The sequence below is a fragment of the Streptomyces kaniharaensis genome (assembly GCF_009569385.1).
Taxonomy (GTDB): Bacteria; Actinomycetota; Actinomycetes; order Streptomycetales; family Streptomycetaceae; genus Kitasatospora; species Kitasatospora kaniharaensis.
Genome location: NZ_WBOF01000001.1, coordinates 4,650,628 through 4,672,374 on the forward strand (window position 1 = coordinate 4,650,628; position 21,747 = coordinate 4,672,374).

The 21,747-nt window shown below is 74.3% G+C and carries 18 protein-coding genes; 13 read left to right on the plus strand and 5 right to left on the minus strand.

The annotated features are described in order from the left end of the window. Positions 1-102 precede the first annotated feature (102 nt). The 9 genes from F7Q99_RS21015 (at position 103) to F7Q99_RS21055 (ending at position 10,797) form a co-directional block, all read left to right on the plus strand. Positions 103-750, plus strand: a complete 648-nt coding sequence (locus F7Q99_RS21015; protein WP_153463611.1) for an NUDIX domain-containing protein — start codon at positions 103-105, stop codon at positions 748-750. A gap of 267 nt (positions 751-1,017) precedes the next feature. After that, a complete protein-coding gene (locus F7Q99_RS21020; protein WP_195911129.1) occupies positions 1,018-3,039 on the plus strand; it encodes a tetratricopeptide repeat protein in 2,022 nt (673 codons plus the stop codon). Positions 3,040-3,299: 260 nt separating this feature from the next. Next, entirely contained in the window at positions 3,300-4,415 is a 1,116-nt protein-coding gene (gene ald / locus F7Q99_RS21025; RefSeq protein WP_326846933.1) for an alanine dehydrogenase, read from the plus strand. Positions 4,416-4,839: 424 nt separating this feature from the next. Further along, positions 4,840-5,907 carry a ParA family protein gene (locus F7Q99_RS21030; protein WP_030290161.1) on the plus strand — a complete coding sequence of 356 codons (1,068 nt, stop codon included), beginning with the start codon at positions 4,840-4,842 and terminating at the stop codon, positions 5,905-5,907. Between the two features lie 41 nt (positions 5,908-5,948). Then, on the plus strand, positions 5,949-6,479 hold the full coding sequence (locus F7Q99_RS21035) for a hypothetical protein (protein ID WP_153466460.1): 531 nt from the start codon (positions 5,949-5,951) through the stop codon (positions 6,477-6,479). A gap of 92 nt (positions 6,480-6,571) precedes the next feature. Further along, positions 6,572-7,438 (plus strand): segregation and condensation protein A, encoded by an 867-nt coding sequence (locus F7Q99_RS21040; RefSeq protein WP_153463617.1) that lies wholly within the window; start codon positions 6,572-6,574, stop codon positions 7,436-7,438. A 233-nt stretch (positions 7,439-7,671) separates the two neighbouring features. After that, positions 7,672-8,328, plus strand: a complete 657-nt coding sequence (gene scpB, locus F7Q99_RS21045) for an SMC-Scp complex subunit ScpB (RefSeq protein WP_230210786.1) — start codon at positions 7,672-7,674, stop codon at positions 8,326-8,328. Further along, positions 8,328-9,593, plus strand: coding sequence for a pseudouridine synthase (locus tag F7Q99_RS21050; protein ID WP_153463622.1), 1,266 nt, complete (start codon positions 8,328-8,330; stop codon positions 9,591-9,593). The genes scpB and F7Q99_RS21050 overlap by 1 nt, the downstream gene beginning before the upstream one ends. A gap of 220 nt (positions 9,594-9,813) precedes the next feature. Beyond that, positions 9,814-10,797: a helix-turn-helix domain-containing protein gene (locus tag F7Q99_RS21055; protein WP_195911130.1), complete on the plus strand. Its 984-nt coding sequence runs from the start codon at positions 9,814-9,816 to the stop codon at positions 10,795-10,797. A gap of 69 nt (positions 10,798-10,866) precedes the next feature. Here the strand turns inward: F7Q99_RS21055 and F7Q99_RS21060 are convergent, their stop codons facing one another. The 3 genes from F7Q99_RS21060 to F7Q99_RS21070 all read right to left on the minus strand — a co-directional run bounded on the left by F7Q99_RS21060 (position 10,867) and on the right by F7Q99_RS21070 (position 14,995). After that, a complete protein-coding gene (locus F7Q99_RS21060) occupies positions 10,867-11,229 on the minus strand; it encodes a DUF952 domain-containing protein (protein ID WP_153463628.1) in 363 nt (120 codons plus the stop codon). A gap of 61 nt (positions 11,230-11,290) precedes the next feature. Then, on the minus strand, positions 11,291-12,853 hold the full coding sequence (locus tag F7Q99_RS21065; RefSeq protein WP_153463631.1) for a mucoidy inhibitor MuiA family protein: 1,563 nt from the start codon (positions 12,851-12,853) through the stop codon (positions 11,291-11,293). 3 nt (positions 12,854-12,856) lie between these two features. Then, positions 12,857-14,995 (minus strand): DUF4139 domain-containing protein, encoded by a 2,139-nt coding sequence (locus F7Q99_RS21070; protein ID WP_153463634.1) that lies wholly within the window; start codon positions 14,993-14,995, stop codon positions 12,857-12,859. 281 nt (positions 14,996-15,276) lie between these two features. Between F7Q99_RS21070 and F7Q99_RS21075 the strand changes: the two genes are divergently transcribed. From F7Q99_RS21075 to der, 4 genes are all read left to right on the plus strand, one after another. Then, positions 15,277-16,362, plus strand: coding sequence for a prephenate dehydrogenase (locus F7Q99_RS21075; RefSeq protein WP_153463636.1), 1,086 nt, complete (start codon positions 15,277-15,279; stop codon positions 16,360-16,362). 48 nt (positions 16,363-16,410) lie between these two features. Then, on the plus strand, positions 16,411-17,232 hold the full coding sequence (locus F7Q99_RS41260; protein ID WP_326846935.1) for a DUF4419 domain-containing protein: 822 nt from the start codon (positions 16,411-16,413) through the stop codon (positions 17,230-17,232). 110 nt (positions 17,233-17,342) lie between these two features. Next, positions 17,343-18,056 (plus strand): (d)CMP kinase, encoded by a 714-nt coding sequence (gene cmk, locus F7Q99_RS21085; protein ID WP_326846936.1) that lies wholly within the window; start codon positions 17,343-17,345, stop codon positions 18,054-18,056. Positions 18,057-18,204: 148 nt separating this feature from the next. Then, positions 18,205-19,659 (plus strand): ribosome biogenesis GTPase Der, encoded by a 1,455-nt coding sequence (der, locus tag F7Q99_RS21090; RefSeq protein WP_153463638.1) that lies wholly within the window; start codon positions 18,205-18,207, stop codon positions 19,657-19,659. 172 nt (positions 19,660-19,831) lie between these two features. Here der and F7Q99_RS21095 read toward each other — a convergent pair whose 3' ends face one another. Both F7Q99_RS21095 and F7Q99_RS21100 read right to left on the minus strand, forming a co-directional pair. After that, the gene (locus F7Q99_RS21095) at positions 19,832-20,506 is read right to left on the minus strand and encodes a hypothetical protein (RefSeq protein WP_153463641.1); all 675 of its coding nucleotides are present in this window, start codon (positions 20,504-20,506) and stop codon (positions 19,832-19,834) included. A gap of 209 nt (positions 20,507-20,715) precedes the next feature. Next, entirely contained in the window at positions 20,716-21,621 is a 906-nt protein-coding gene (locus tag F7Q99_RS21100; RefSeq protein WP_326846937.1) for a hypothetical protein, read from the minus strand. Positions 21,622-21,747 lie beyond the last annotated feature (126 nt).

Genomic DNA, 21,747 nt, shown 5'->3' on the forward strand with positions numbered 1-21,747 from the left:
GCCGAGCAAGTCGTCGGTCGTTCACCGGACGGCGGCCCCGCGATTCCCGCGGGGCCGCCGTCCGGCGTTAGATTGTGTCGTACTGACGAAAAGGGGAGAGCGATGGACGACCACAGCGACCGCGTGATTGCCGACGCGGCCGAGGAATGGGAGGTCCGGGAGAGCCGGACGCCGTTCCAGGGCCGGGTCACCGGAGTGCGCAGCGAGGAGGTCCGGATGCCCGACGGCAGCTGGGCCCGCCGCGACTACCAGACCCACCCCGGCTCCGTCTCCGTACTCGCCCTCGACGACAAGCAGCGGGTGCTGATCCTGCGACAGTACCGCCACCCCGTCCGCCAGCGGCTCTGGGAGCTGCCGGCCGGCCTGCTCGACGTGCCCGGCGAGAACCCGTGGCACGCCGCCCAGCGGGAGCTGTACGAGGAGGCGTACGTCAGGGCCGACTCCTGGCGGGTCCTCGCCGACTACTACACCTCCCCGGGCGGCACCGACGAGGCTCTGCGGATGTTCGTCGCCACCGACCTGTCCGACGCCGAGGGCGAGCGCCACGCGGCGGAAGGCGAGGAGCAGGAGATCGAGGTGGCCCGGGTGCCGGTGCCCGAGCTGATCCGGCTGATCCAGGCGGGGCAGCTGCACAACCCGACCCTGATCACCGGCACCCTCGCCGTGCACGCCGCGCTCACCAGCCCGGGCGGGCTGGACGCGCTGCGCCCGGCGGACGCGCCCTGGCCGGCCCGGCCCTTCGAGGCGTGAGCGAGCTGAGCGAGCGAACTGAATAGAGGTGCGCGCTTCGCGAAGAGGCCGCCGAGCGGTGGGGGTACCCCCGGCCGCTGGCTGGGGGAGACGTGGGCCGCATGAGCGAGCGGTGTCCCGCCCTGCTTGATCCGCCGGGGTGATTCGCCGGTTCGTACGACCGGATGTCACCTCGGCCGAGCCGGACGGTCGAACTACGCTTCGCAGGCAGGGCGCCTGTTCCGGGCCGCCCGCGCTGAGCGCCGGATGACGTCGGGAGTGGGACGGGTGGCGAGGAAGACGGCGACGATGGACCCCGGCCCCGGCGCGCCCGCCGGGGCCGTCCCCGGTCTGGACCGGCTGCCGGCCGGGCCCACGGTGTTCGTCGGGCGCCGCGCTGAGCTGGCCGCGCTACGGGCCGCCGCCGCCCGGCCGGCCGCGGGGCGCAGCCCGGTGCTGGTGCTGGCCGGGCGGCCCGGCTCGGGCCGCACCGCGCTGGCCGTCCGCTTCGCCCGTACCGCCGGCGCCGACTTCCCCGACGGCGTGCTCTTCGCGCACCTGTCCGCCCCGGACGGCAGCCGGGTGCCGCCCGTCCGGGCCGCCCGCCTGCTGCTGGAACAGCTCGACCCGGACGCGGCCGTCCCGCTGCCCGGTGCCGTCGAGGACGGGCGGGACGAGCCGGCCTGCGTCGCGCTGCGCGAGGCCCTGGTCGGGCGCAGGGTCCTGCTGCTGCTGGACGACGTCCGGGACGCCGGGCAGCTGTGGCCGCTCCTCGCGGACGAGCCGGGCTGCCTGGTGCTCGCCACCACCGCCGGGCCGCTCACCGGGATCGAGGACATCGACCCGGTGATCCTCGGCGGGCTCGACCGGCAGGCCTCCGGCGAACTCCTCGCGGACCTGGTCGGCGGCACCCGCATCTCCTGTGACCCGGTCGGCGCCGCCGACCTGGCCGAGGCCTGTGCCGCCCGGCCCGCCGCGCTGCGGCTGATGGCCGGGTGGCTGCGCGGCAACCCGAAGACGGCCGTCACCGACGCGGCGCGCGAGCTCGCGAACGTGCTGGGTGAGGAGGCGGGCCGGCCGGCGAAGGCCGAGGAGAAGCCCTCGACGGCTGCCAAGAAAGAAAGGGACGGAAACGACGCGAAGGCCGCGAGGCCGGAACCGCCCGCCGAACCGCCCGCCGAACCGCCCGGCGACCCGGCGACCTGGGTGAAGCCCGAACCGGAGCCCGCCGGGCCGGTGCCCGTCCCGGACAACGATCCGCTGGTCGGCGCGTTCACCCTGCTGTACGGCACGCTCCCGGTCCTCCAGGCGCGGATGCTGCGCGCCCTCACCCTCGCCCCGGCCCAGATCGCCGACCCCCGCACCGCGTCCGCCCTGGCCGGCTGCCCGGCCCCGGAGGCCGCCGCGACGCTGGCCGCGCTCGCCGAGCGGGAGCTGCTCGGCGAGGAGCCGCCGGCCGCCGACGGCACTCCGCGCTACCGGGTGCCCGGGCGGCTCTACCCGCGGCTCGTCCGGCTGCGCGAGCAGGAGGACCGGCCCGCCGAGACCGAACTGGCCCGGGCCCGGCTGCTGGAGCGGCTGGTACGGCTCACCGAGTCGGCCCGCGCACTGCTCGACCCGTCCGCCGGGCCCGGCGCGGACCCGCTGCCCGTCGCACTGCGACTGCGCTCGGCCGCGCACGCCCGGGAGTGGCTGCTCGGCGAGCGGGACCTGCTGCTCGACGCCGTCGGCGACGCGATCGGGCAGGGAGACCTGGACGGCTCGGCCGGGCGGCTGGTCACCGCGCTGCTGCGGGCGCTGCCGCTGACCGGCGGAGCCGCGCCCGCCGACCTGTACCGGCTGCACGAGCTGGTGCTGACCGTCGCCGAGCGGCACGGCAAACCCCGCCGAGCCTCGGCCGCGCTGCTCAACCTGGGCGATCTGCAGGCCGCCGCCGGCCGCTGGGAGCAGGCCGGCACCCACTACCGGGCCGCCCTGGAGCACGCCCGGAGCGTCGGCGACGAGCCGCTCTGCGCGCGGGCGCTGGAGGGTGCGGCCGGCTGCCACCGGGCGCTCGGGGACGCCGTGCGCGCGGCCGACTGGTACGGGCGGGCGCTCGGGCTGCGGCAGTCGCTGGGGGACCACGCGTCGGAGGCCCGGCTGCTTGCCCGGGTGGCCGAGGCGCACACCGCCCAGCGCCGCTTCGAGGAGGCCGAGCGCGAGTACCGGGCCGCGCTGTCGGTGCTGCGCAGGCTCGGCGACGAGCGCGGCCGGGAGGCCGTCGCGGCGCGTCTCGCGGACCTGCGGGAACGCCTCGACGCCGGGTGGTGAGGGGCCTTTCAGGGGTATTGTCGAAAATGCCCGGTTAGGTCGTCTTTGGCGGGAAGATCACGGCGGAAGCCTACGAACCTGCCAATGCGTCCGGCAAAATTATTCACATTGGAAGGCTGACACGCCGACTGGGCTTCATTACACTCGAACTCAGTCGCGCAGCGATCCATGCCCCGGCCTGCCCCGGAGGCTTCCCCCGTGCGCGTCGCCCGCCGGTCTTCTCCGGTAGGGACCCCCATGGCAAGAGGACGTGTTTAGCCGTGAAGGTCGGCATCCCCCGCGAGGTCAAGAACCACGAGTACCGCGTGGCCATCACGCCCGCCGGCGTGCATGAGCTGGTCCGCAACGGACACGAGGTCTACATCGAGGACAACGCCGGTGTCGGCTCCTCGATCCCCAACGAGGAGTACGTGGCCGCCGGCGCCACCATCCTCCCTACCGCCGACGAGGTGTGGGCCACCGCCGACCTGCTGCTGAAGGTCAAGGAGCCCATCGCCCAGGAGTACCACCGGCTGCGCAAGGGCCAGACCCTCTTCACGTACCTGCACCTGGCGGCCGACCGTGCCGGCACCGACGCGCTGATCGCCTCGGGCACCACCGCCATCGCGTACGAGACCGTGCAGCTCGCCAACGGCGCCCTGCCGCTGCTCGCCCCGATGTCCGAGGTCGCGGGCCGTCTCGCCCCGCAGGTCGGCTCGTACCACCTGATGCGCCCGGTCGGCGGCCGCGGCGTGCTGCCCGGCGGCGTGCCCGGCACCCACCCGGCCAAGGCCGTCGTCATCGGCGGTGGCGTCTCCGGCTGGCATGCGGCCACCATCGCCATCGGCATGGGCTACGACGTGACCCTGCTCGACCGCGACATCAACAAGCTGCGCGAGGCCGACCGCATCTTCGGCACGAAGATCAAGGCCATCATGTCCAACTCCTTCGAGCTGGAGAAGGCCGTCATCGAGGCCGACCTGGTCATCGGCGCCGTGCTGATCCCGGGCGCCAAGGCCCCGAAGCTCGTCACCAACGAGCTGGTCTCCCGCATGAAGCCGGGCTCCGTGCTCGTCGACATCGCCATCGACCAGGGCGGCTGCTTCGAGGACTCCCGTCCGACCACGCACGCCGAGCCGACCTTCCAGGTCCACAACTCGGTCTTCTACTGCGTGGCCAACATGCCGGGCGCCGTCCCGAACACCTCCACCTACGCGCTGACCAACGCGACGCTGCCGTACGTCGTCGAGCTGGCCAACCGCGGGTGGAAGGAGGCGCTGCGCCGTGACCCGGCGCTCGCCAAGGGCCTGAACGTGCACGAGGGCCAGATCGCCTTCCCGGCCGTCGCCGAGGCGTTCGGTCTGGAGTCGGTCTCGCTGGAGAGCGTGCTCGCCTGATCCCCCGGCCGCACAGCGGTCGTTCGCCCCCGACCTGATCCCCTCAGGTCGGGGGCTTCGCCATGCCCGTGAACGGTCAAAAGCCCGGGCGGGTCGCTCTGTCGTCAATTTCCGTCGGTCGTGTCACCCCACCGCCGAAACGTTAGGGTCAAGGGCCCGCCCATCCCTTGACATCGGCCCGCCCGACAGTCGACACATCCTGCCCACTACCGTGGATTGTGTTGCTGCGAACGCCTTGAACGGCCTAGAGTCGCAAACCGTCGGCCTGCTGCCACGCTGACGAATCGACATAGAGTCCTGGATCCCCAAGGAGGTAAGACGACTTGTGAATGAGTCGACATTTGCTCCCGGGGGTGGTCAGCCAGGACTGGCGGAGCTCACCGCCGGCCAGCCGAGTGAGGAGCCCGGGGCCCGGCAGCCCTCCGTGGGCTCGGCCGAGGTCGGATCGGTCGCACTCCGTACTTTCGAAGCACGCCAGAACACAGCGCAGGTGACCACGGTGACCGATCACGACACCGACTTGGCGGCCTACGGCCTGGCCTACGGCGAGTTCGCCTACGGCGCCTACGACGACCCGGACGCCGAGTACGAGCCGGACCCGGAGTACGCGGCCACGCTGGCCCCCGACGCCGCGCGCCAGCGCCGCGAGCGGGTCGGCCCCACCGGTCGCCCGCTGCCGTACTTCCCGATCCCCGCGCCGGTGGCCGAGCACGGCCCCGCGCAGATCATCGCCATGTGCAACCAGAAGGGCGGCGTCGGCAAGACCACGTCGACCATCAACCTGGGCGCGGCGCTGGCCGAGTACGGCCGCCGCGTGCTGCTCGTCGACTTCGACCCGCAGGGCGCGCTCTCCGTCGGCCTCGGCGTCAACCCGATGGAGCTCGACGTCACGGTCTACAACCTGCTCATGGAGCGGGGCCTGACGGCCGACGAAGTGCTGCTCAAGACGGCCGTGCCGGGCATGGACCTGCTGCCGTCCAACATCGACCTCTCCGCCGCCGAGGTGCAGCTGGTCAGCGAGGTGGCCCGGGAGTCCGCGCTGGCGCGCGCCCTGAAGCCGCTGCTGCCCGACTACGACTACGTCATCATCGACTGCCAGCCCTCGCTGGGCCTGCTGACGGTCAATGCACTGACGGCCGCTCACAGCGTCATCGTCCCGCTGGAGTGCGAGTTCTTCGCGCTGCGCGGCGTCGCGCTGCTCACCGAGACCATCGAGAAGGTCTGCGAGCGGCTCAACCCCGAGCTGCGCCTGGACGGCATCCTCGCCACCATGTACGACTCGCGCACCGTGCACAGCCGTGAGGTGCTCGCGCGGGTCGTCGAGGCGTTCGGCGAGCACGTCTTCCACACCGTCATCGGGCGGACCGTGCGCTTCCCGGAGACCACCGTCGCCGGCGAGCCGATCACCACGTACGCGACCAACTCGGTCGGTGCCGCCGCCTACCGCCAGCTCGCCAGGGAGGTGCTCGACCGGTGCCGCCCCGCCGAGTGAGTCTCCCGGGTGCCGACGAGCTGTTCCGGACCACCGGCGGGATGGCGCTGTCGCCGTCCCTCGCGGCGCGTCCGGCCGCCGAGGCATCCAGACCGGAGACCGCGCGGACCGTCAACGGCACGGACGGCGCCGAGGGCGTCGAGGGCGCCGGCACGTCGGGGCGCCAGCCGTCCCAGGAGCAGCAGCCGGCCGCCACCGTCCCGGCGCCCGCGCAGCGTCCGGGCGGCTCCCAGGGGGCCGCACAGGCCGCCGCCCAGGCCGGCAAGACCGTGCCGGGCGGCCGGGGCGCCACCGCCGCCGAGGAACAGCCGGGCGGCGCCGTGCGCCCCCGTCCGCGCGGGCGCGCGCCACGCCGCCCCAGCGGGCGCGAGCGGCACGACGAGAAGATCACCGTGTACGTGTCCGCCGAGGAGCTCATGGACCTGGAGCACGCCCGGCTGGTGCTGCGCGGCGAGCACGGCCTGGCCGTGGACCGCGGGCGGATCGTCCGGGAGGCCATCGCGGTCGTCCTGGCGGACCTGGAGCAGCGCGGTGAGGCCTCCATCCTGGTACGGCGCCTGCGCGGTCGGTAGGGCACCGGCCGGCGCCTCCGGGCGTCCGGTGCACGGCGTGTCGGCGACCCCCGCGCGGGGCGTGCGGCGGGGCCGGGTGAAGATGGACCGTCATGCCGAGCACCACCGACCCACCTGCCTCCGCCGCGAGCGCCGGGCCCGACGACGGGTCGCGCGGTGGCTTCCGGGTGCGGCTGGACAACTTCGAAGGCCCCTTCGACCTGCTGCTCGGCCTGATCGCCAAGCACAAGCTGGACGTCACCGAGGTGGCGCTGGCCACCGTCACGGACGAGTTCCTGGCGCACATCCGGGCGATGGGCCCGGACTGGGACCTGGACGCGGCCACCGAGTTCCTGGTCGTCGCCGCCACGCTGCTCGACCTCAAGGCCGCCCGGCTGCTGCCCGCCGCCGAGGTCGAGGACGAGGAGGACCTCGCGCTGCTGGAGGCGCGCGACCTGCTCTTCGCGCGGCTGCTGCAGTACCGCGCGTACAAGCGGGCGGCGGCCGTCTTCGGCGAGCGCTGGGCCGCCGAGCTGCTCCGGCGCCCGCGCACCGCCGGGCTGGAGCCGCACCACGCCGAGCTGCTGCCCGAGGTGGTCATCAGCATCGGCACGGAGCGGTTCGCGCAGCTGGCGGCCAAGGCGATGGAGCCCAGGCCGGAGCCCGTCGTGTACGTGGACCACATCCACACCCCGCCGGTCAGCGTGCGCGAGCAAGCCGGGCTGGTGGTGGGGCTGCTCACCGAGCTCGGTGAGGCGTCGTTCCAGCGGCTGGTCGCGGACGCGCCGGACCGGCTGGTGGTCGTCGCCCGCTTCCTGGCGCTGCTGGAGCTGTACCGGGAGCGGGTGCTCGCCTTCGAACAGCCGGAGGCGCTCGGCGAGCTGACCGTGCGGTGGGTGGCCGAGGCTGGCCGTGGCGCGGTCGAGGTGACGGACGAGTTCGACCGGCCGGCGGGGGAGACGAAGGAGGACGGGCGCTGATGGCCAGCGGGATCGAGCAGAGCCCTGCGGACGGCGGACGGCCGGTGCGCCGGCGGCTCGGGCTTCCCGGGCAGCCGCGGACCGAGGAGTGGCTGGAGCCGGCCTTCGAGCTGGTGACGGAGCCGCCGGAGGCCGAGGCGAGGGTGGTGCACCAGAAGCCGGCTCCGCCGACGCCGGAGGCGGCGGCCGAGGAGCCGGGCGCCGGGCTGAGGGCCGAGCTGGAGGCGATCCTGATGGTCGTCGACGAACCGGTCGGGGAGCACCGGCTGGCCGCCGTCCTGGAGCGGCCCCGGGCCGAGATCGCCACGGCGCTGCGCGAGCTGTCCGCCGAGTACACCGCCCAGGGCCGCGGTTTCGACCTGCGCCAGGTGGCCGGCGGGTGGCGGTTCTACAGTCGCGCGGCCTGCTCACCGGCCGTCGACCGCTTCGTCCTGGACGGCCAGCAGGCCCGGCTGACCCAGGCCGCACTGGAGACCCTGGCGGTGGTCGCCTACCGTCAGCCGGTGTCCAGATCGCGGGTCTCCGCCGTCCGCGGTGTGAACTGTGACGGCGTGATGCGTACCCTGGTACAGCGAGGACTGGTGGAAGAGGCCGGATCCGAGCCCGAAACAGGTGCGATCCTGTATCGGACGACGAACTACTTCCTGGAACGGATGGGGCTCCGCGGCCTGGACGAGCTGCCGGAGCTCGCTCCCTTCCTGCCCGAGGTCGACGACGTGGAAGCGGAGTCCCTGGAGGGCACGATGATCGCGGAGGCGGTCGCCGCCGCTGCCGCGCAGGCCGCGGACGGCAGTGGCGAGGCCGGTCGGGCTGCGCCCGATCGGCAGGGGGCGGTGAGGTCGGCCGAAACGACCGCACATCCCAGACGGAACGACGTACGGACACTTTGATGCGTAGCAGTGGCAACGGCAGGAACGGCAGCGGCGGCGGAAGCGGTCGCGGCGGACAGGGCGGGGGCCGGGGCGGCGGCTCCTACGGGGGCGGCGCCGGTCGCGGCGGCTCGGGCTCGCGCGGCGGTTCGTACGGCGGTGGGTCGTACGGCGGCGGCAGCGGTCGGGGCGGGTCGGGGTCGTACGGCTCCGGTTCCGGCTCGCGTGGCGGCTCCGGCTCGTCCGGGCGGGACTCCCGCCGCGACGACCGGCGCGACGACCGGCGCGACGACCGCCGCTACCCGGACCGCCCGCTGCGGCCCGAGGAGCGGCGCTACGACCGCCCCGAGTACGGCGGCGGCCCCAACGCCACCCCCGCCCGCGGCGGCTACGCCGGCCGGCGCCCCGGCCCGGCGCCGCGCCCGCGCCGCGAGGGCCAGGGTGCCCCGGGCGACCCGCGCCGCCAGCCGCAGCGCTCGCGCGAGCTCCAGGCCAAGATCGAGGACGCCGTCCTCGCCCGGCACGACAAGCCGGCCGTCAAGCTGCCCAAGACCTTCGGCGAGCCCGAGGGCGAGCGCCTGCAGAAGGTGCTGGCCCGGGCCGGCATCGGCAGCCGCCGCGCCTGCGAGGAGCTGATCGAGCAGGGCCGGGTCGAGGTCAACGGCAAGGTCGTCACCGAGCAGGGCAAGCGGGTCGACCCGCAGAAGGACGAGATCAAGGTGGACGGCCTGACCGTCGCCACCCAGTCGTACCTGTTCTTCGCGCTCAACAAGCCGGCCGGTGTGGTCTCCACCATGGAGGACCCGGACGGCCGCCAGTGCCTCGGCGACTACGTGACCAACCGGGAGACCCGGCTGTTCCACGTCGGCCGCCTGGACACCGAGACCGAGGGCATCATCCTGCTCACCAACCACGGCGAGCTGGCCCACCGCCTCACCCACCCCCGGTACGGCGTGACCAAGACCTACCTGGCCGCCATCCAGGGCCCGATCCCGCGCGACCTGGGCAAGCAGCTGGCCCAGGGCGTCGAGCTGGAGGACGGCTACGCCCGCGCCGACAGCTTCAAGGTGGTCTCCAACGTCGGCAAGAACTACCTGGTCGAGGTGACCCTGCACGAGGGCCGCAAGCACATCGTCCGCCGGATGCTGGCCGAGGTCGGCTTCCCGGTCGAGAAGCTGGTGCGCACCCACTTCGGCCCGATCGCGCTGGGTGACCAGAAGTCGGGCTGGCTGCGCCGTCTCACCAACCCGGAGGTCGGCCAGCTGATGCGCGAGGTCGGCCTGTAAGGCGTTCGAACGGAGGGTCCCCCCGCCCCGTGGTGGCGGGGGGACCCTCTGGCGTGTGTGTGAAGCCTCTGTGAGCCGGCAGGCACCCCCTGGTCACGGCCTTGTCAGCGTCATGATCCGTGGCAGAGGATGGCCACCGGGCCACCACCCCGCCGCGTGGCGGGACTGCGCCAGCACGGGCGCCGGTGGGGGGAGAACACGAACAGGGGGAGACGGCGTCGTGTCCGATGCACCACTCAGCGCACTGGGACTGGCCGAGCCGGACGGGCAGGTCTACGCCGCGCTGGTGGCCAATCCGCAGTCCACCGCGGAGGACCTGGCCGAGAGCTGCGGCCTGACCCTCCAGCAGAGCGTGCGCGCGCTCGACCGGCTGGCCCAGCAGGGTATGGCGACCCGCGCGCCGGTGGACCGGCAGCGCTACCTGCCGGTCGCCCCCGACGTGGCGATCGGCACCCTGATCGGGCACCGCGAGTCCGAACTGCGGCACGCGCGGGCCGAGATGCACCGGCTGATGGATGCCTTCCGGGAGGCCTCGCGGTTCACCGACCCGGCGCACTCGGTCGAGGTCCTGACCGGCGGCGAGGCGATCGCCCAGCGGCTGGAGCACATCACCCAGACCAGCAGGTACCAGGTCCGGGGCTTCGACTGCCCGCCGTACATCCAGGACCCGGTGGCGCCGATCCCCCTCCAGCGGGACCGGCTGCGGGAGGGGCTGCGGTTCCGGACCATCTACGACCGGGAGGCGGTGGCCTGGCCCGGGCGGCTGGAGAGGAACATCCTGGTCGGCGTCGCGGACGGCGAGGAGGCGCGGGTCCGGCCGACGCTGCCGATGAAGATGATCATGTCGGACGACCGGATGGCGATCATCCCGATCAGCGTCGGCGACAGCGTCCTCGACGCCGCGTACGTCATCCACCCCTCGGCGCTGCTCCAGGCGCTGGACACGCTGTTCGAGGCGGAGTGGGAGCGTGCCGTCCAGCTCCAGGCCGCGATCGGGTCCGCCGACGCGACGCTGGGGCCGGAGGCCGACCACCGCAAGCTGCTGGGCCTGCTGGCGGCCGGCCTCACCGACGAGTCGATCGCCCGGTCGCTCGGCTGGAGCGCCCGGACCACCCAGCGCCGGCTGCAGAGCCTGATGCGGGCGCTGGGAGCCACCACGCGGTTCCAGGCCGGGATGGCGGCCCGGGAGCGCGGCTGGCTGTGAGCCGTTGGCTGTGAGCTGTTGGCTCAGCCCCGAGGGTTCCGGCGCTGTGGGGGCAGCGCTCCGGGCGCTTCAGCTCCAGGGGCTGAGGGACGCCCAGCGGCCGTCCGGGCCACGCTCGACCTTCTCCAGCCCGACCACGGCGGAGCGGTTCAGCCGCCCGTAGATGTGCGGGAACAGCGCGCCGGGGGTGGACCCGGGCGGCGGTGCGCCGTGCGGGGCCTCCCACTTGACCATCGGCTCCACCAGCGCTTCCTCGATCAGCAGCACCATCAGCGGATCGGGAGCGTCGGCGAAGAAGGCGTTGGCCACCGCGAGCGCCGTCTGCTCGTCCGCCGAGCAGTGGATGAACCCGTCGGTGAGCAGCGACGCGGCGGCGTACGGCCGGCCGGGGTCGGCCAGCCAGTCGTCCAGGGGTGCGAGGTGGAGGATCATGTTCCTGTTGTACCCGGTTTGGTCCTGAGCGGTCGTCACGAGCGTCCTGGTGTTCCGGCGGTCAGAGCCCGGCCACCTTGGCGGAGGCGGAGATCTCGTACACCAGCGTGACGGTCCGGCGGGCGCCCGGCCCGAGCGGCACGTCCCAGCGGACGATGCCCTCGGCGTCGAAGGCGTCCGGTGCCGGGGAGCACTCGTCCTTGCGCAGCCGCACCTCCACGGCCGACACCTCGGAGACCGGCACCCGCTCGCGGACCGTGACGACCTGCTCGTCCCGCTCCTCCGGGCCGGAGAACCGGGACAGGTGCAGCCGCACCGTCCGGGTGGTCGTCTGCCGGCCGGTGAGCCCGCCGGTGGCCTGCCGCTCCTCGGTCTCGCGGACGACCCGGTAGCCGTCCGAGGAGCCGAACGCCAGCTCGGCGTCGGCGCCGGCCGCGGTGAAGCGCAGCTCGCCCCGGCCGGTGAAGCCGCTGCCGCGGACCAGCTCGACCGGGCCGGCCAGCAGCGGGTGACCGGCCGCGTTGCGGAACCGGACCACCTGGGTGACCAGTGGGGACAGCTCCGGCGCGCACGCGTACTCGCTGCTCGCCGGTGCGGTGAAGGCGCCGAGCGGCACCCGGTGCGCCCGGCCGTCGGACGGCACGGAGGCCGGGGCGGGCGCGGGCAGCACCCGGACCTCGCCGCCGTCGTCCACCCCCGGCACCTCGGCCGCCGGGCCGAGCGTGCTGATCGTCTCCTCGCGCAGTTCGACCTCGACGGTGCGGCGCTCCTCGGTGGTGCGCTCGCGCAGCATCAGGACGTCCTCGACGACCGCGGGCGGGTCGGTGGCGAGGGCGGAGCGGGCGGTGGAGAAGGTGAGCCGGGCGTCCGACCAGTCCTCGCCGGTGCGCTGCCAGACGACCGCCTCGGACTCCAGCCGCAGGCTGCTGCCGTCCTGTGCCAAGCCGTCCAGGGTGGCGCGGTAGGACGGGCGCCAGAGCGCGCACGGCACCAGATGGGTGACGGTCAGGCCGGTCGGGCCCGCCGCGGCGGCCTCGACGGTGAGGTCGAGGTGGGCGACCAGCTCGGCCGGCGCCTCCTCGGCCTCGTCGAGGGCGATCAGGGCCAGCGAGCGCTCCTCCTCCAGCCGGCGCAGCCGGGAGCGGGTGGCGCGCAGTTCCTCGCCGTGGCGTTCGCGCTCGGCGTCCACCCGGTCCAGCTCGCGGGCCCAGCGGGCGCGCTCGACCTCGCCGACGCCGGCGCCCTCGCCGATCTCGCGCAGGAGGTCGGCGGAGAGCTGGGCGAGCAGCGCCAGCCGGGCCTCCAGGCGGGCCCGGGTCTGGTCGGCGAGGCGGCTCTGGGCCTCCAGCTCGTGCAGCCGGTGGCGCAGCTCGGAGTCGTCCGGGCCGGGCGGCAGCGGTGCGCGCGGGGTCCAGGTGCGGACCAGCCGGGCGTCCAGGACTCGGGTGCCGGGGGCGTCGGTCTCGGCGCGCAGGGTGCGGTCGACGGCGAGTGCGGTGAGCGGGCCGAGGCGCAGCCGCTGGACGCCGGCGGCGAGCTCGACGGTCACCGTGCGTTCGACCTGGCTGCGGTCCTCCAGGCAGGTGACGGCGGTGACGGGGAGGGGGATGGTGGCTCCGGTCATTCTTCAGTTCCTCCGGTTTCCGCCGACGATGGCCTTTCCGGCCGGGATCTTGATCTGGTAGCCGCCGTCGAGCTCGGCGCGTCCGCCCGGCGGCAGTTCGACCCGCCAGAGCCGAGTGCTGGGCGGGCACTCCCGGCCGGGGACCGTCGGCGCGTGCCAGTCGGCCCGCTCCTCGATCCGGATCTCGGCGTCGGAGGTGACCGGCACGCGCTCGCGGACCTCCACGGTGACGGCGCGGCCGAGCCGGTTCGCCAGCCGGACGTGCACGCGGTGGTCGAGCACGGTGCTGTTGTTCAGCATGCCCGCGGTGGACTCGTGCAGCTCGGTGCGGCGCGCCACCTCAATGCTCTCGGTGACGCCGATGCCCAGGCGCCGCATGCCGCCCGGCGCGAGGGTGGGCAGTGCGGCGGTGAGCAGGAACTCGTCGTCCACGGTGACCTCGACCGGGCCGGCCAGCACGGCGCGGTCGGTCCGGTTGGCGAGCACCAGGGTCGCGTACACCTTCTCCTCGACGGCGGGGACGGTGACGTACTCCGGACGGACGGAGAGCGGGATCTCGTCCACCGTGACGGTGTGCCAGGTGCCGTCGGACGGGATGTCGGCGGGGGCGGTGGCGTCGAAGCGGTGGTCGAAGGAGCCTGCCGAGACGCGCGGCGGGACGGCGTGGTGGGGGAGGCGGAGCCCGCGCAGGCTCGCGCCGGCGGGGGCGGTGCCGGGCCGGGCGGCGGGCGGGTGGAGGGTGCCGCGGCGGGCGGCTGGCTCGTCGGGGCCGGCCAGGACGAGGTCGGGGTAGTCGAGCAGGGCGGCGTCGGGGGCGATGCCGGTGATGCCGGTGAGCGGCTGCGGGCCGTACGGCGGTGCGCCCTGCGGCACCGCGCCGGCGGGTGCGCCGTAGCCGGCGAAGCCGGGCGACGGTGGGGGCAGCGGTGCGGGCATGGGCGCCGACGGGAGCACGAACTCCTCGTCGGCGACGTCGAGGGTGCCGCCTCGCGGGCCGCCGGGGGCGGCCGGTCCGGCACCGGGGCGGGCGCCTCCGAAGCCGGCGACACGGGGCATGGACGGGCGCGGCCCGCGCGGGGCAACGGCGGCCGGGGCCGAGACGACGACCGGGCCCGGACGGGGCGACGGCTTACCCGGGAGGTCGCCGGCCGCGTCGTAGCCGGTGAAGAGGTCCGACAGGCCGGCCGGGGGCTCGCGCCAGCCGGACGGCGGCGGGTTGGGCTGGCTGCGGCCGATACGCAGCGAGCGCAGCTTGGGCAGGTCGGTGCGGCGGTCGAGGTCGGCGGTGGAGAGGGCGAGGCGGACTCCCGTCCAGTCCTCGCCGGTCTGCTGGGCGACGGAGGCGCGCAGGACGAGCCGGCCGGAGTCGGAGCCCTGCCGGTAGGACAGGCGGTAGGCGGGCACCCAGCGGGCGGCGGGGACGCCGTACTCCAGCTCGATGTCGAGGTGGCCGGGGGCCGGGTGCTCGCCCGGGGCCGGGTTCTCGTCGGCCGGGTTCCCGCCGGGGGTGGTGAGGGTGAGCAGAACGGTCGTGGCTGTCTCCACCGGACGGGAGGGGCCGGCGGTGGACGCGCGGTTCAGCCGGTCGGTGATCAGGCCGATCTCGTGGTCGGCGAGTTCGATCTCCCGGACGAGCCGCTCGGCGCGCTCCTGGAGCCCGGCGAGGCGCTCGTCGACGAACTCGGCCAGCTCCAGCCAGGCGTCGGCGGGCGTGCGGCGGAGCGGTTCGCCGCGCCGCGACTGTGGCGGCACGGCGTGCAGGTTCGTCGTCTCGGCGATCGCGGCGAGGACCAGCCCGTGGCGCTCGGCGAGGGCTCCCCGGCGCTCCCCGGCTTCCTCCAACTCGCGGCGCAGCTCCGGGAGTTCGTCGGATTCGCGAAGCTCGGCGAGCTGCTCCAGGCGGGCTTCGGTGACGGCGGTGCCGGCCGATCCGCCGAGCACCCGGGCGCGCAGCGAGCGGCCGTCCAGCGCGGACGGCAGTCCGGTCAGCCGCAGCCGGCCGCCGGGCGGGACGGGCACGGTGGCCCGCCGGCGGCAGACCGCGCCCTCCGCATAGACGACGACGGAGTCGAGGACCGACGGATGGGCCGGTACGGCCGGTGGTTTCGGCTGTCCGGCCCCGCTGCTGTGCTGATCGTCCATGCGCAACCCCTTCGTTCGCGTTCTGTCGCCTGCCCTGCCTCGGGCGGCCAGTCTGCCGCGCCTCGGCGCGGGCGTCTCCGGATTTCGCCGTGTGCGGCGTGTGTGCACCGTGAGGGACGGAGGAGGGGGCGCGGCGGTTGCCGGTGAGCGGTGGCCGGTGGGCGGTGGCTCGTGGGCGGTGGAGTCCTCGGTGGGGCGGGTGCGAGAGGATGGGGCGAGCGGGCCCCGGTCCGCCCCGAGCCTCCGGCCGGTCCCGTGAACGTGAAGGAGAACGAACCGCCATGCGCACTGCCGTCGTCGTCGGTACCGGACTGATCGGCACCTCCATCGCGCTCGCCCTGACCGGCCGCGGGCTCGCCGTCCACCTGGAGGACGCCGACCCGGACTCCGCCCGCACGGCCGCCTCGCTCGGCGCGGGCACCACCGAACCGGCCGACGGCCCGGTCGACCTGGCGGTCATCGCCGTCCCTCCCGCGCTGGTCGGCAAGGTGCTCGCCGACTGCCAGCGCCGCAACCTGGCCCGCTGGTACACCGACGTCGCCAGCGTCAAGGCCGGCCCGCGCACCGAGGTCACCGCGCTCGGCTGCGACACCGTCCACTACATCGGCAGCCACCCGATGGCCGGCCGCGAGCGCTCCGGCCCGCTGGCCGCGCGGTCCGACCTGTTCGAGGGCCGGCCGTGGGTGCTCACCCCCACGGCCGACACCGACACCGAGACGCTCAACGCGGCGCTGGAGCTGGTCGCGCTCTGCGGCGCGATGCCGATCGTGATGGACGCCGCCGCGCACGACCGGGCGGTGGCGCTGGTATCGCACGCCCCGCAGTTGGTGTCCTCGCTGGTCGCCGCCCGGCTGGAGCACGCGGACGAGACCGCGATCAGGCTCTCCGGGCAGGGCGTGCGGGACGTCACCCGGATCGCCGCCTCCAACCCGGGCATGTGGGTCGACATCCTCTCCGCCAACGCGGGCGCGGTCGCCGACATCCTGGAGGAGGTCGCCGTCGACCTCGGGGAGACCGTCACCGCGCTGCGCGCCCTGGAGGCCGCCGAGGAGGGCGAGCGCCGGGCCGGCGCGGCCGGTATCGAGTCCGTCATGCGGCGCGGCAACACCGGGCAGGCCCGCATCCCCGGCAAGCACGGTGCGCCGCCCACCCGGTACGAGACGGTGTCGGTCGTGCTCGGCGACCAGCCCGGCGAGCTGGGGCGGCTGTTCGGCGAGGTCGGCGCGGCCGGGGTCAACATCGAGGACGTCGTCATCGAGCACTCGACCGGCCAGCAGGTCGGTTTCGTCGAACTGTCCGTCGCCCCGGGCGCGGTGAAGTCGCTGACGGCGACGCTGCGGGCGCGCGGGTGGAGTGTCCGGGACTGAGTGCCCGAGGTCGAGGGGGGACGGGAATGATCGTCGAGATACCGCTCGGTGATCTCGCTGTGCGGCATTCCCCGTGTCCGGCTGGAGGGGACGGCGGACGACTGGGCGCTGCTGGCTTCGCGGGTGGGGGAGTTGGCGGAGTGGTTCGAGCCGCTCGGGCCGTGGTTCGCGCAACTGCGGTCGGTGCTGAAGGTCGTGGCGCGGACGGCGGCGGGCCGGCCGGTCGACGAGGAGTTCTGGCGCTCGCTGTACAAGTGGCGGTCGGAGTCGGGCGGGGACTACGTCTCCGGGTGGATCACGGCGTTCTTCGCCCACACCCAAACGCCGTCGGGGCCACAGCTGCGGACGGGTTTCGACTGGCGGGCGCAGCGGTTCACGGAGAACGCCTTCCCGTCGCACGTGTCGAAGGTGCCGGTGGACTGGCTGCGGCCGGACGGGCTGTTCGACCCGTTCGGCAGGTGCGCGGCGGCCAGTCCGCCTGCTCGACGGCCGGGTCCGGGGCCGCCCGCAGGATCTCCACGACCGCGTTCCCCAGGCGGGGCCGGACGTACTCGCCGTCCCTCTCGATGCCGAGCACGCCGCCCACGAAGGCCATGGTGGACGGTCGAGCGGGTGCGGGAGGCGACCGGGGTTGAGTCGGCCCGGCTGCTCAGCACCGACCGCGAGCTGTTCGCCGAGTCCGCTGAGGGCCTGATCCCCCTGGGACGTCCGGCCGCGGTCATCAACTTCGCGGGCGACTGCGTGTTCCGTGCGGTCGGTGACGAGACCTGGTACCGCGGATTCCTCGATCCGTCGACCGGGGACATCACCAGCGTCCTGCGCCTCGGCCGTGACCTGGAGACCGCCCTGCGGGTCCTGACGGGGGGCTGAGTGGGCGGGCGGATCGGGTCCGGCGGTCGTCCATTAACCTTGAGGGAGACAATCCCCGGTCGTACGCCTGCCCAGGCTCCGGGTCCCATGCTCAGAGAGAGGTTCGCCCCGTGGACACTGCCGACCGAGCGCACGCCCCGGTCGTCGTCGCCATCGACGGACCCTCCGGCTCCGGCAAGTCGACCGTCTCGCGCGCCGTCGCCGCCCGGCTGGGCCTGAGCTTCCTGGACACCGGCGCGATGTACCGGGCGATGACCTGGTGGATGCTGGCCAACGACGTGGACGTCGACGACGCGGAGGCGGTGGCCGTCGCGTGCGGCAAGCCGGTGATCGTGTCGGGGACGGACGCCGACGGGCCCACCATCAAGGTGGACGGGCAGGACGTCTCCGGACCGATCCGCGGCCCCGAGGTCACGGCGAAGGTCAGTGCCGTGGCCGCGGTGCCGGCGGTGCGGGCGCGGCTGGTCGAGCTGCAGCGCGGCTGCGCCGAGGTCGCCGAGAGCGGCATCGTCGCGGAGGGCCGGGACATGGGGAGCGTGGTGTTCCCGGACGCCACCGTCAAGATCTTCCTTACCGCCTCGGAGACGGCCCGGGCCGAGCGCCGGGCGGCCGAGCTGCGGGCCAAGGGCGTCGACGAGGCGACCATCACCGCGATGGCCGCCGACCTCGCCCGCCGGGACGCCGCCGACTCCTCCCGGGAGACGGCACCGCTCACCCAGGCCGCCGACGCGGTCCTGGTGGACACCAGCGCGCTCACCCTGGAGCAGGTGATCGACCGGATCGCCGCGCTGGTGGAGGAGCGGGCCGGGCTGTCCTCGGTCTGACCGGGTCGGGCCGATGCCGGCCCGGTGATCCATACGACTGCGGTACCGCCGAGGTGCCGCAGGAGAAGTACTCGCGCTGCCCCGAGCGGGGCAGGTACGCACGGCACGCCCCTGGGAAGGGCCGGGCCGGGAAACGGAACAGACGAACATGACCGCAGAGCACTCCGCCACCGGCCACGGTGAGCTGGACGCCGCCGAGTACGCCGAGTTCATGGCGCTCGCCGCCGAGGAGGGCTTCGACTTCGACGACGTGGACGGCCTCGACGGTGCCGCGCACGTCCGGCTGCCGGTGCTGGCCGTCGTCGGCCGCCCGAACGTCGGCAAGTCGACGCTGGTGAACCGCATCATCGGCCGCCGCGAGGCCGTCGTCGAGGACAAGCCCGGTGTCACCCGTGACCGGGTCACCTACGAGGCCAGCTGGAACGGCCGCCGCTTCAAGGTGGTCGACACCGGCGGCTGGGAGATCGACGTCCTCGGCATCGACGCGATGGTGGCCGCCCAGGCCGAGCTGGGCATCGAGCAGGCCGACGCGGTGCTGTTCGTCGTGGACGCCAAGGTCGGCGCCACCGACACCGACGAGGCCCTGATCAAGATCATCCGGCGGGCCGGCAAGCCGACCGTGCTGTGCGCCAACAAGGTCGACGGCCCGTCCACCGAGGCCGAGGCCGCCTACCTGTGGTCGCTCGGCCTCGGCGAGCCGTACCCCGTCTCGGCCCTGCACGGCCGCGGCTCGGGCGACCTGCTCGACGCCGTCATGGCCGCCCTGCCCGAGGCCCCGCCGCAGACCTTCGGCGACGCCGCCCCCGGCGGCCCGCGCCGGATCGCCCTGATCGGCCGGCCCAACGTCGGCAAGTCCAGCCTGCTGAACAAGGTCGCCGGCGAGGAGCGGGTGGTCGTCAACGAGCTGGCCGGCACCACCCGTGACCCGGTCGACGAGATGATCGAACTGGGCGGCAAGACCTGGAAGTTCGTCGACACCGCCGGCATCCGCCGCCGCGTCCACCTGACCGCGGGCGCCGACTTCTACGCCTCGCTGCGCACCTCCTCCGCGCTGGAGAAGGCCGAGGTCGCGGTCGTCCTGATCGACGCCAGCGAGACCCTCGCCGAGCAGGACACCCGGATCATCTCGATGGCCGTCGAGGCCGGGCGCGCCGTCGTCATCGCCTACAACAAGTGGGACCAGCTCGACGAGGAGCGCCGCTTCTACCTGGAGCGCGAGATCGAACGCGACCTCGTCCAGGTGCAGTGGGCCCCCCGGGTCAACGTCTCGGCGAAGACCGGCCGCCACATGGAGAAGCTCGTCCCGGCGATCGAGACCGCGCTGGAGGGCTGGGAGACCCGCATCCCGACCGCCCGGCTGAACGCCTTCCTCGGCGAGCTGGTGGCCGCCCACCCGCACCCGATCCGCGGCGGCAAGCAGCCGCGCATCCTGTTCGGCACCCAGGCGGGCACCCGTCCGCCGCGGTTCGTGCTGTTCGCCTCGGGCTTCCTGGAGGCCGGGTACCGGCGGTTCATCGAGCGCCGGCTGCGCGAGGAGTTCGGCTTCGTCGGGACGCCGATCTCGATCTCGGTGCGGGTGCGGGAGAAGCGCAAGAAGAAGTAGTGGACACCTAGGTGTGGGCGAGGGCCCCGTCGCTGTGGCGGCGGGGCCCTCGCTGGTTCCTGGGCTTCGTTTCGTTCGGGCTTCGGTGGTGCCTCGGGTTTCGGTGGTGCCTCGGGTTTCGGTGGGGCCTCGGGTTTCGGTGGGGCCTCGGGTTTCAATGGTGCCTTGGGCTTCAGTGGTGGTCGCCGTTGCGGCCCGAGGGGAGCGAGAGCATCTGGCGGTGGCGCCCGCCGGTGGACGGGGCGGTGCCCATCAGGGGTGACGGGGCCGGGGGCGGCGCGGGCACCGGGTGCGGGGTCGGGCCGAGGTAGCCGGCGGCGACCCAGCCCTGACCGTCGGTGAACTGGGCCGCGGGCGGGGCGTGTTGAGCGCTCTGTGGGTGTGGGGTGCTCTGGTTGCCGCTCTGGGGGTGGTGAGAGTTGACGCCTTGGTGGGTGGTCGGGCTGTGGTGGGCCGCCTGGCCGAAGCCGTCGCTGGTCGGGTTGGCGGGCTCGGGGTGGGGGCGGGGCTGGGTCTGCGGATCCTGCTGGGTCGGCACGAACTGCGGCACGCCGACCGGCTGCCCCGCCTGCGTGCGGAACGCCTGCTGCTGGGGCGGGTACGGCCGGGGCTCCCCCAGCACCGGGTAGCCGTCGCGGCTCGCGAAGCCGGTGAACTTCAGGTCCTCCTCGCCCGAGCGGTCGCCCGGCAGAGCGCGGAACAGCCGCCGGTACTCGGAGTACAGCTCGTCGTAGATCGGCGTCGTGGAGTGCGGGTGCTCCGCGTCGTACGACGGGCGCATGCCCGGGATCGAGCGGGGGGCGGTGGTGGACCGGCCGGGGGACGCGGAGACGTCGTAGCTGTACACGTAGGGGCCAACGAGTGAGAGGGCCGGGGGATGCGGGGTGTGGGGACCCCGGCCGGAAGGTGGCCCGTGCGGGGGGTGGAGGCGCGCCTTCCGGCCGTCGAGCGGTGTCGAGGTTTGTCGAGGCTGCTGGGTCGAGGCTCCTGGGTCGAGGTCTTTCGGGATTCGACGTTTTCCGGAGTCGAGGTTTCGGGAGGGGGCTGGGCGGCGGATCAGGTGCCGGCGAGCGGGAGGGAGGCCGCGACCACCTGGCCCAGCGTCACCGCGCGCTCCAGGGCCTGGCGGAGCAGGTCCTCGCGGGGCTGGCGGCCGACCGTGCCGGCCGGGACGGCGTACATGGTCACCTCGGAGAGCTGGCTCGCGGCCGTCCGCCACGCGTCGGTGACCTGGAGCGGCTGGTGCGCCTGCCACCACCCGGTGCTGCCGCCGCCCGCCGCGGGCTGGAGGATCGCGTGCAGCTTGCCCATCGCGACCAGGACCGACCAGCCGGGCAGCTGGCCCGGCGTCTCGTCGAGGTCGGTGACCGGCTGGAAGCCGGCGTCCTGCAGCAGGTCGAGGAACTCGTCCGCGCCCGAGGTGTTGCCCGGCCGGCCGACCGGCCCGGTCGGCTCGACCACGAGCGACGCGTGCCCCACCTTGCCGTGCAGCACCAGCCCGCAGGTGATGCCGAGGATGGCGGCCTGGGCGGCCGGCCGGCTCGCGGCGGGGTTCCCGGCGAAGCCCCCCTGGGCCGGGGCCACGGCGGCGGGGACGGTCATCGGGCCGGGGTCGGCGAACGGGGTGGCGTCGGCGAACGGCGCTGGCGCGGTGACGGGGGCGGGGAAGGCCGGGGCGTCGGGCGGGGCCTGGCTGATGCTGCGGACCGCACCCGCCAGCTGCTCCTCCGACACCGGCACCACCTGGGACGGGATGCAGCGTGCGTGTGCGAAGGCGAGGACCGCGGTCTCGTCACCGACGAAGAGCACGGTGCTGGTGGGCTCCGCGTGCGTGTCGCCGGGGGTGCGGCAGGAGGTGCACTCGTAGCTGTCGGGTGCGCGGTCGCCGCCGAGGAGGCGGTCGGCCTCGTCGTCGCCGATCTCTGACCGGACCTCGTCGCTGACGTCGAGCATGCGCGGCACAGGGTCTCCTCGGGTGGGTGTGGGTGCGGATACGGGGACGTCGCCATGACCAACGGACCCCTGTGTCAGGCGTCACGGGTGCGCGGCGAGGCTGACGGGAATTGCCCCGGATCCGACCGCGCCGCG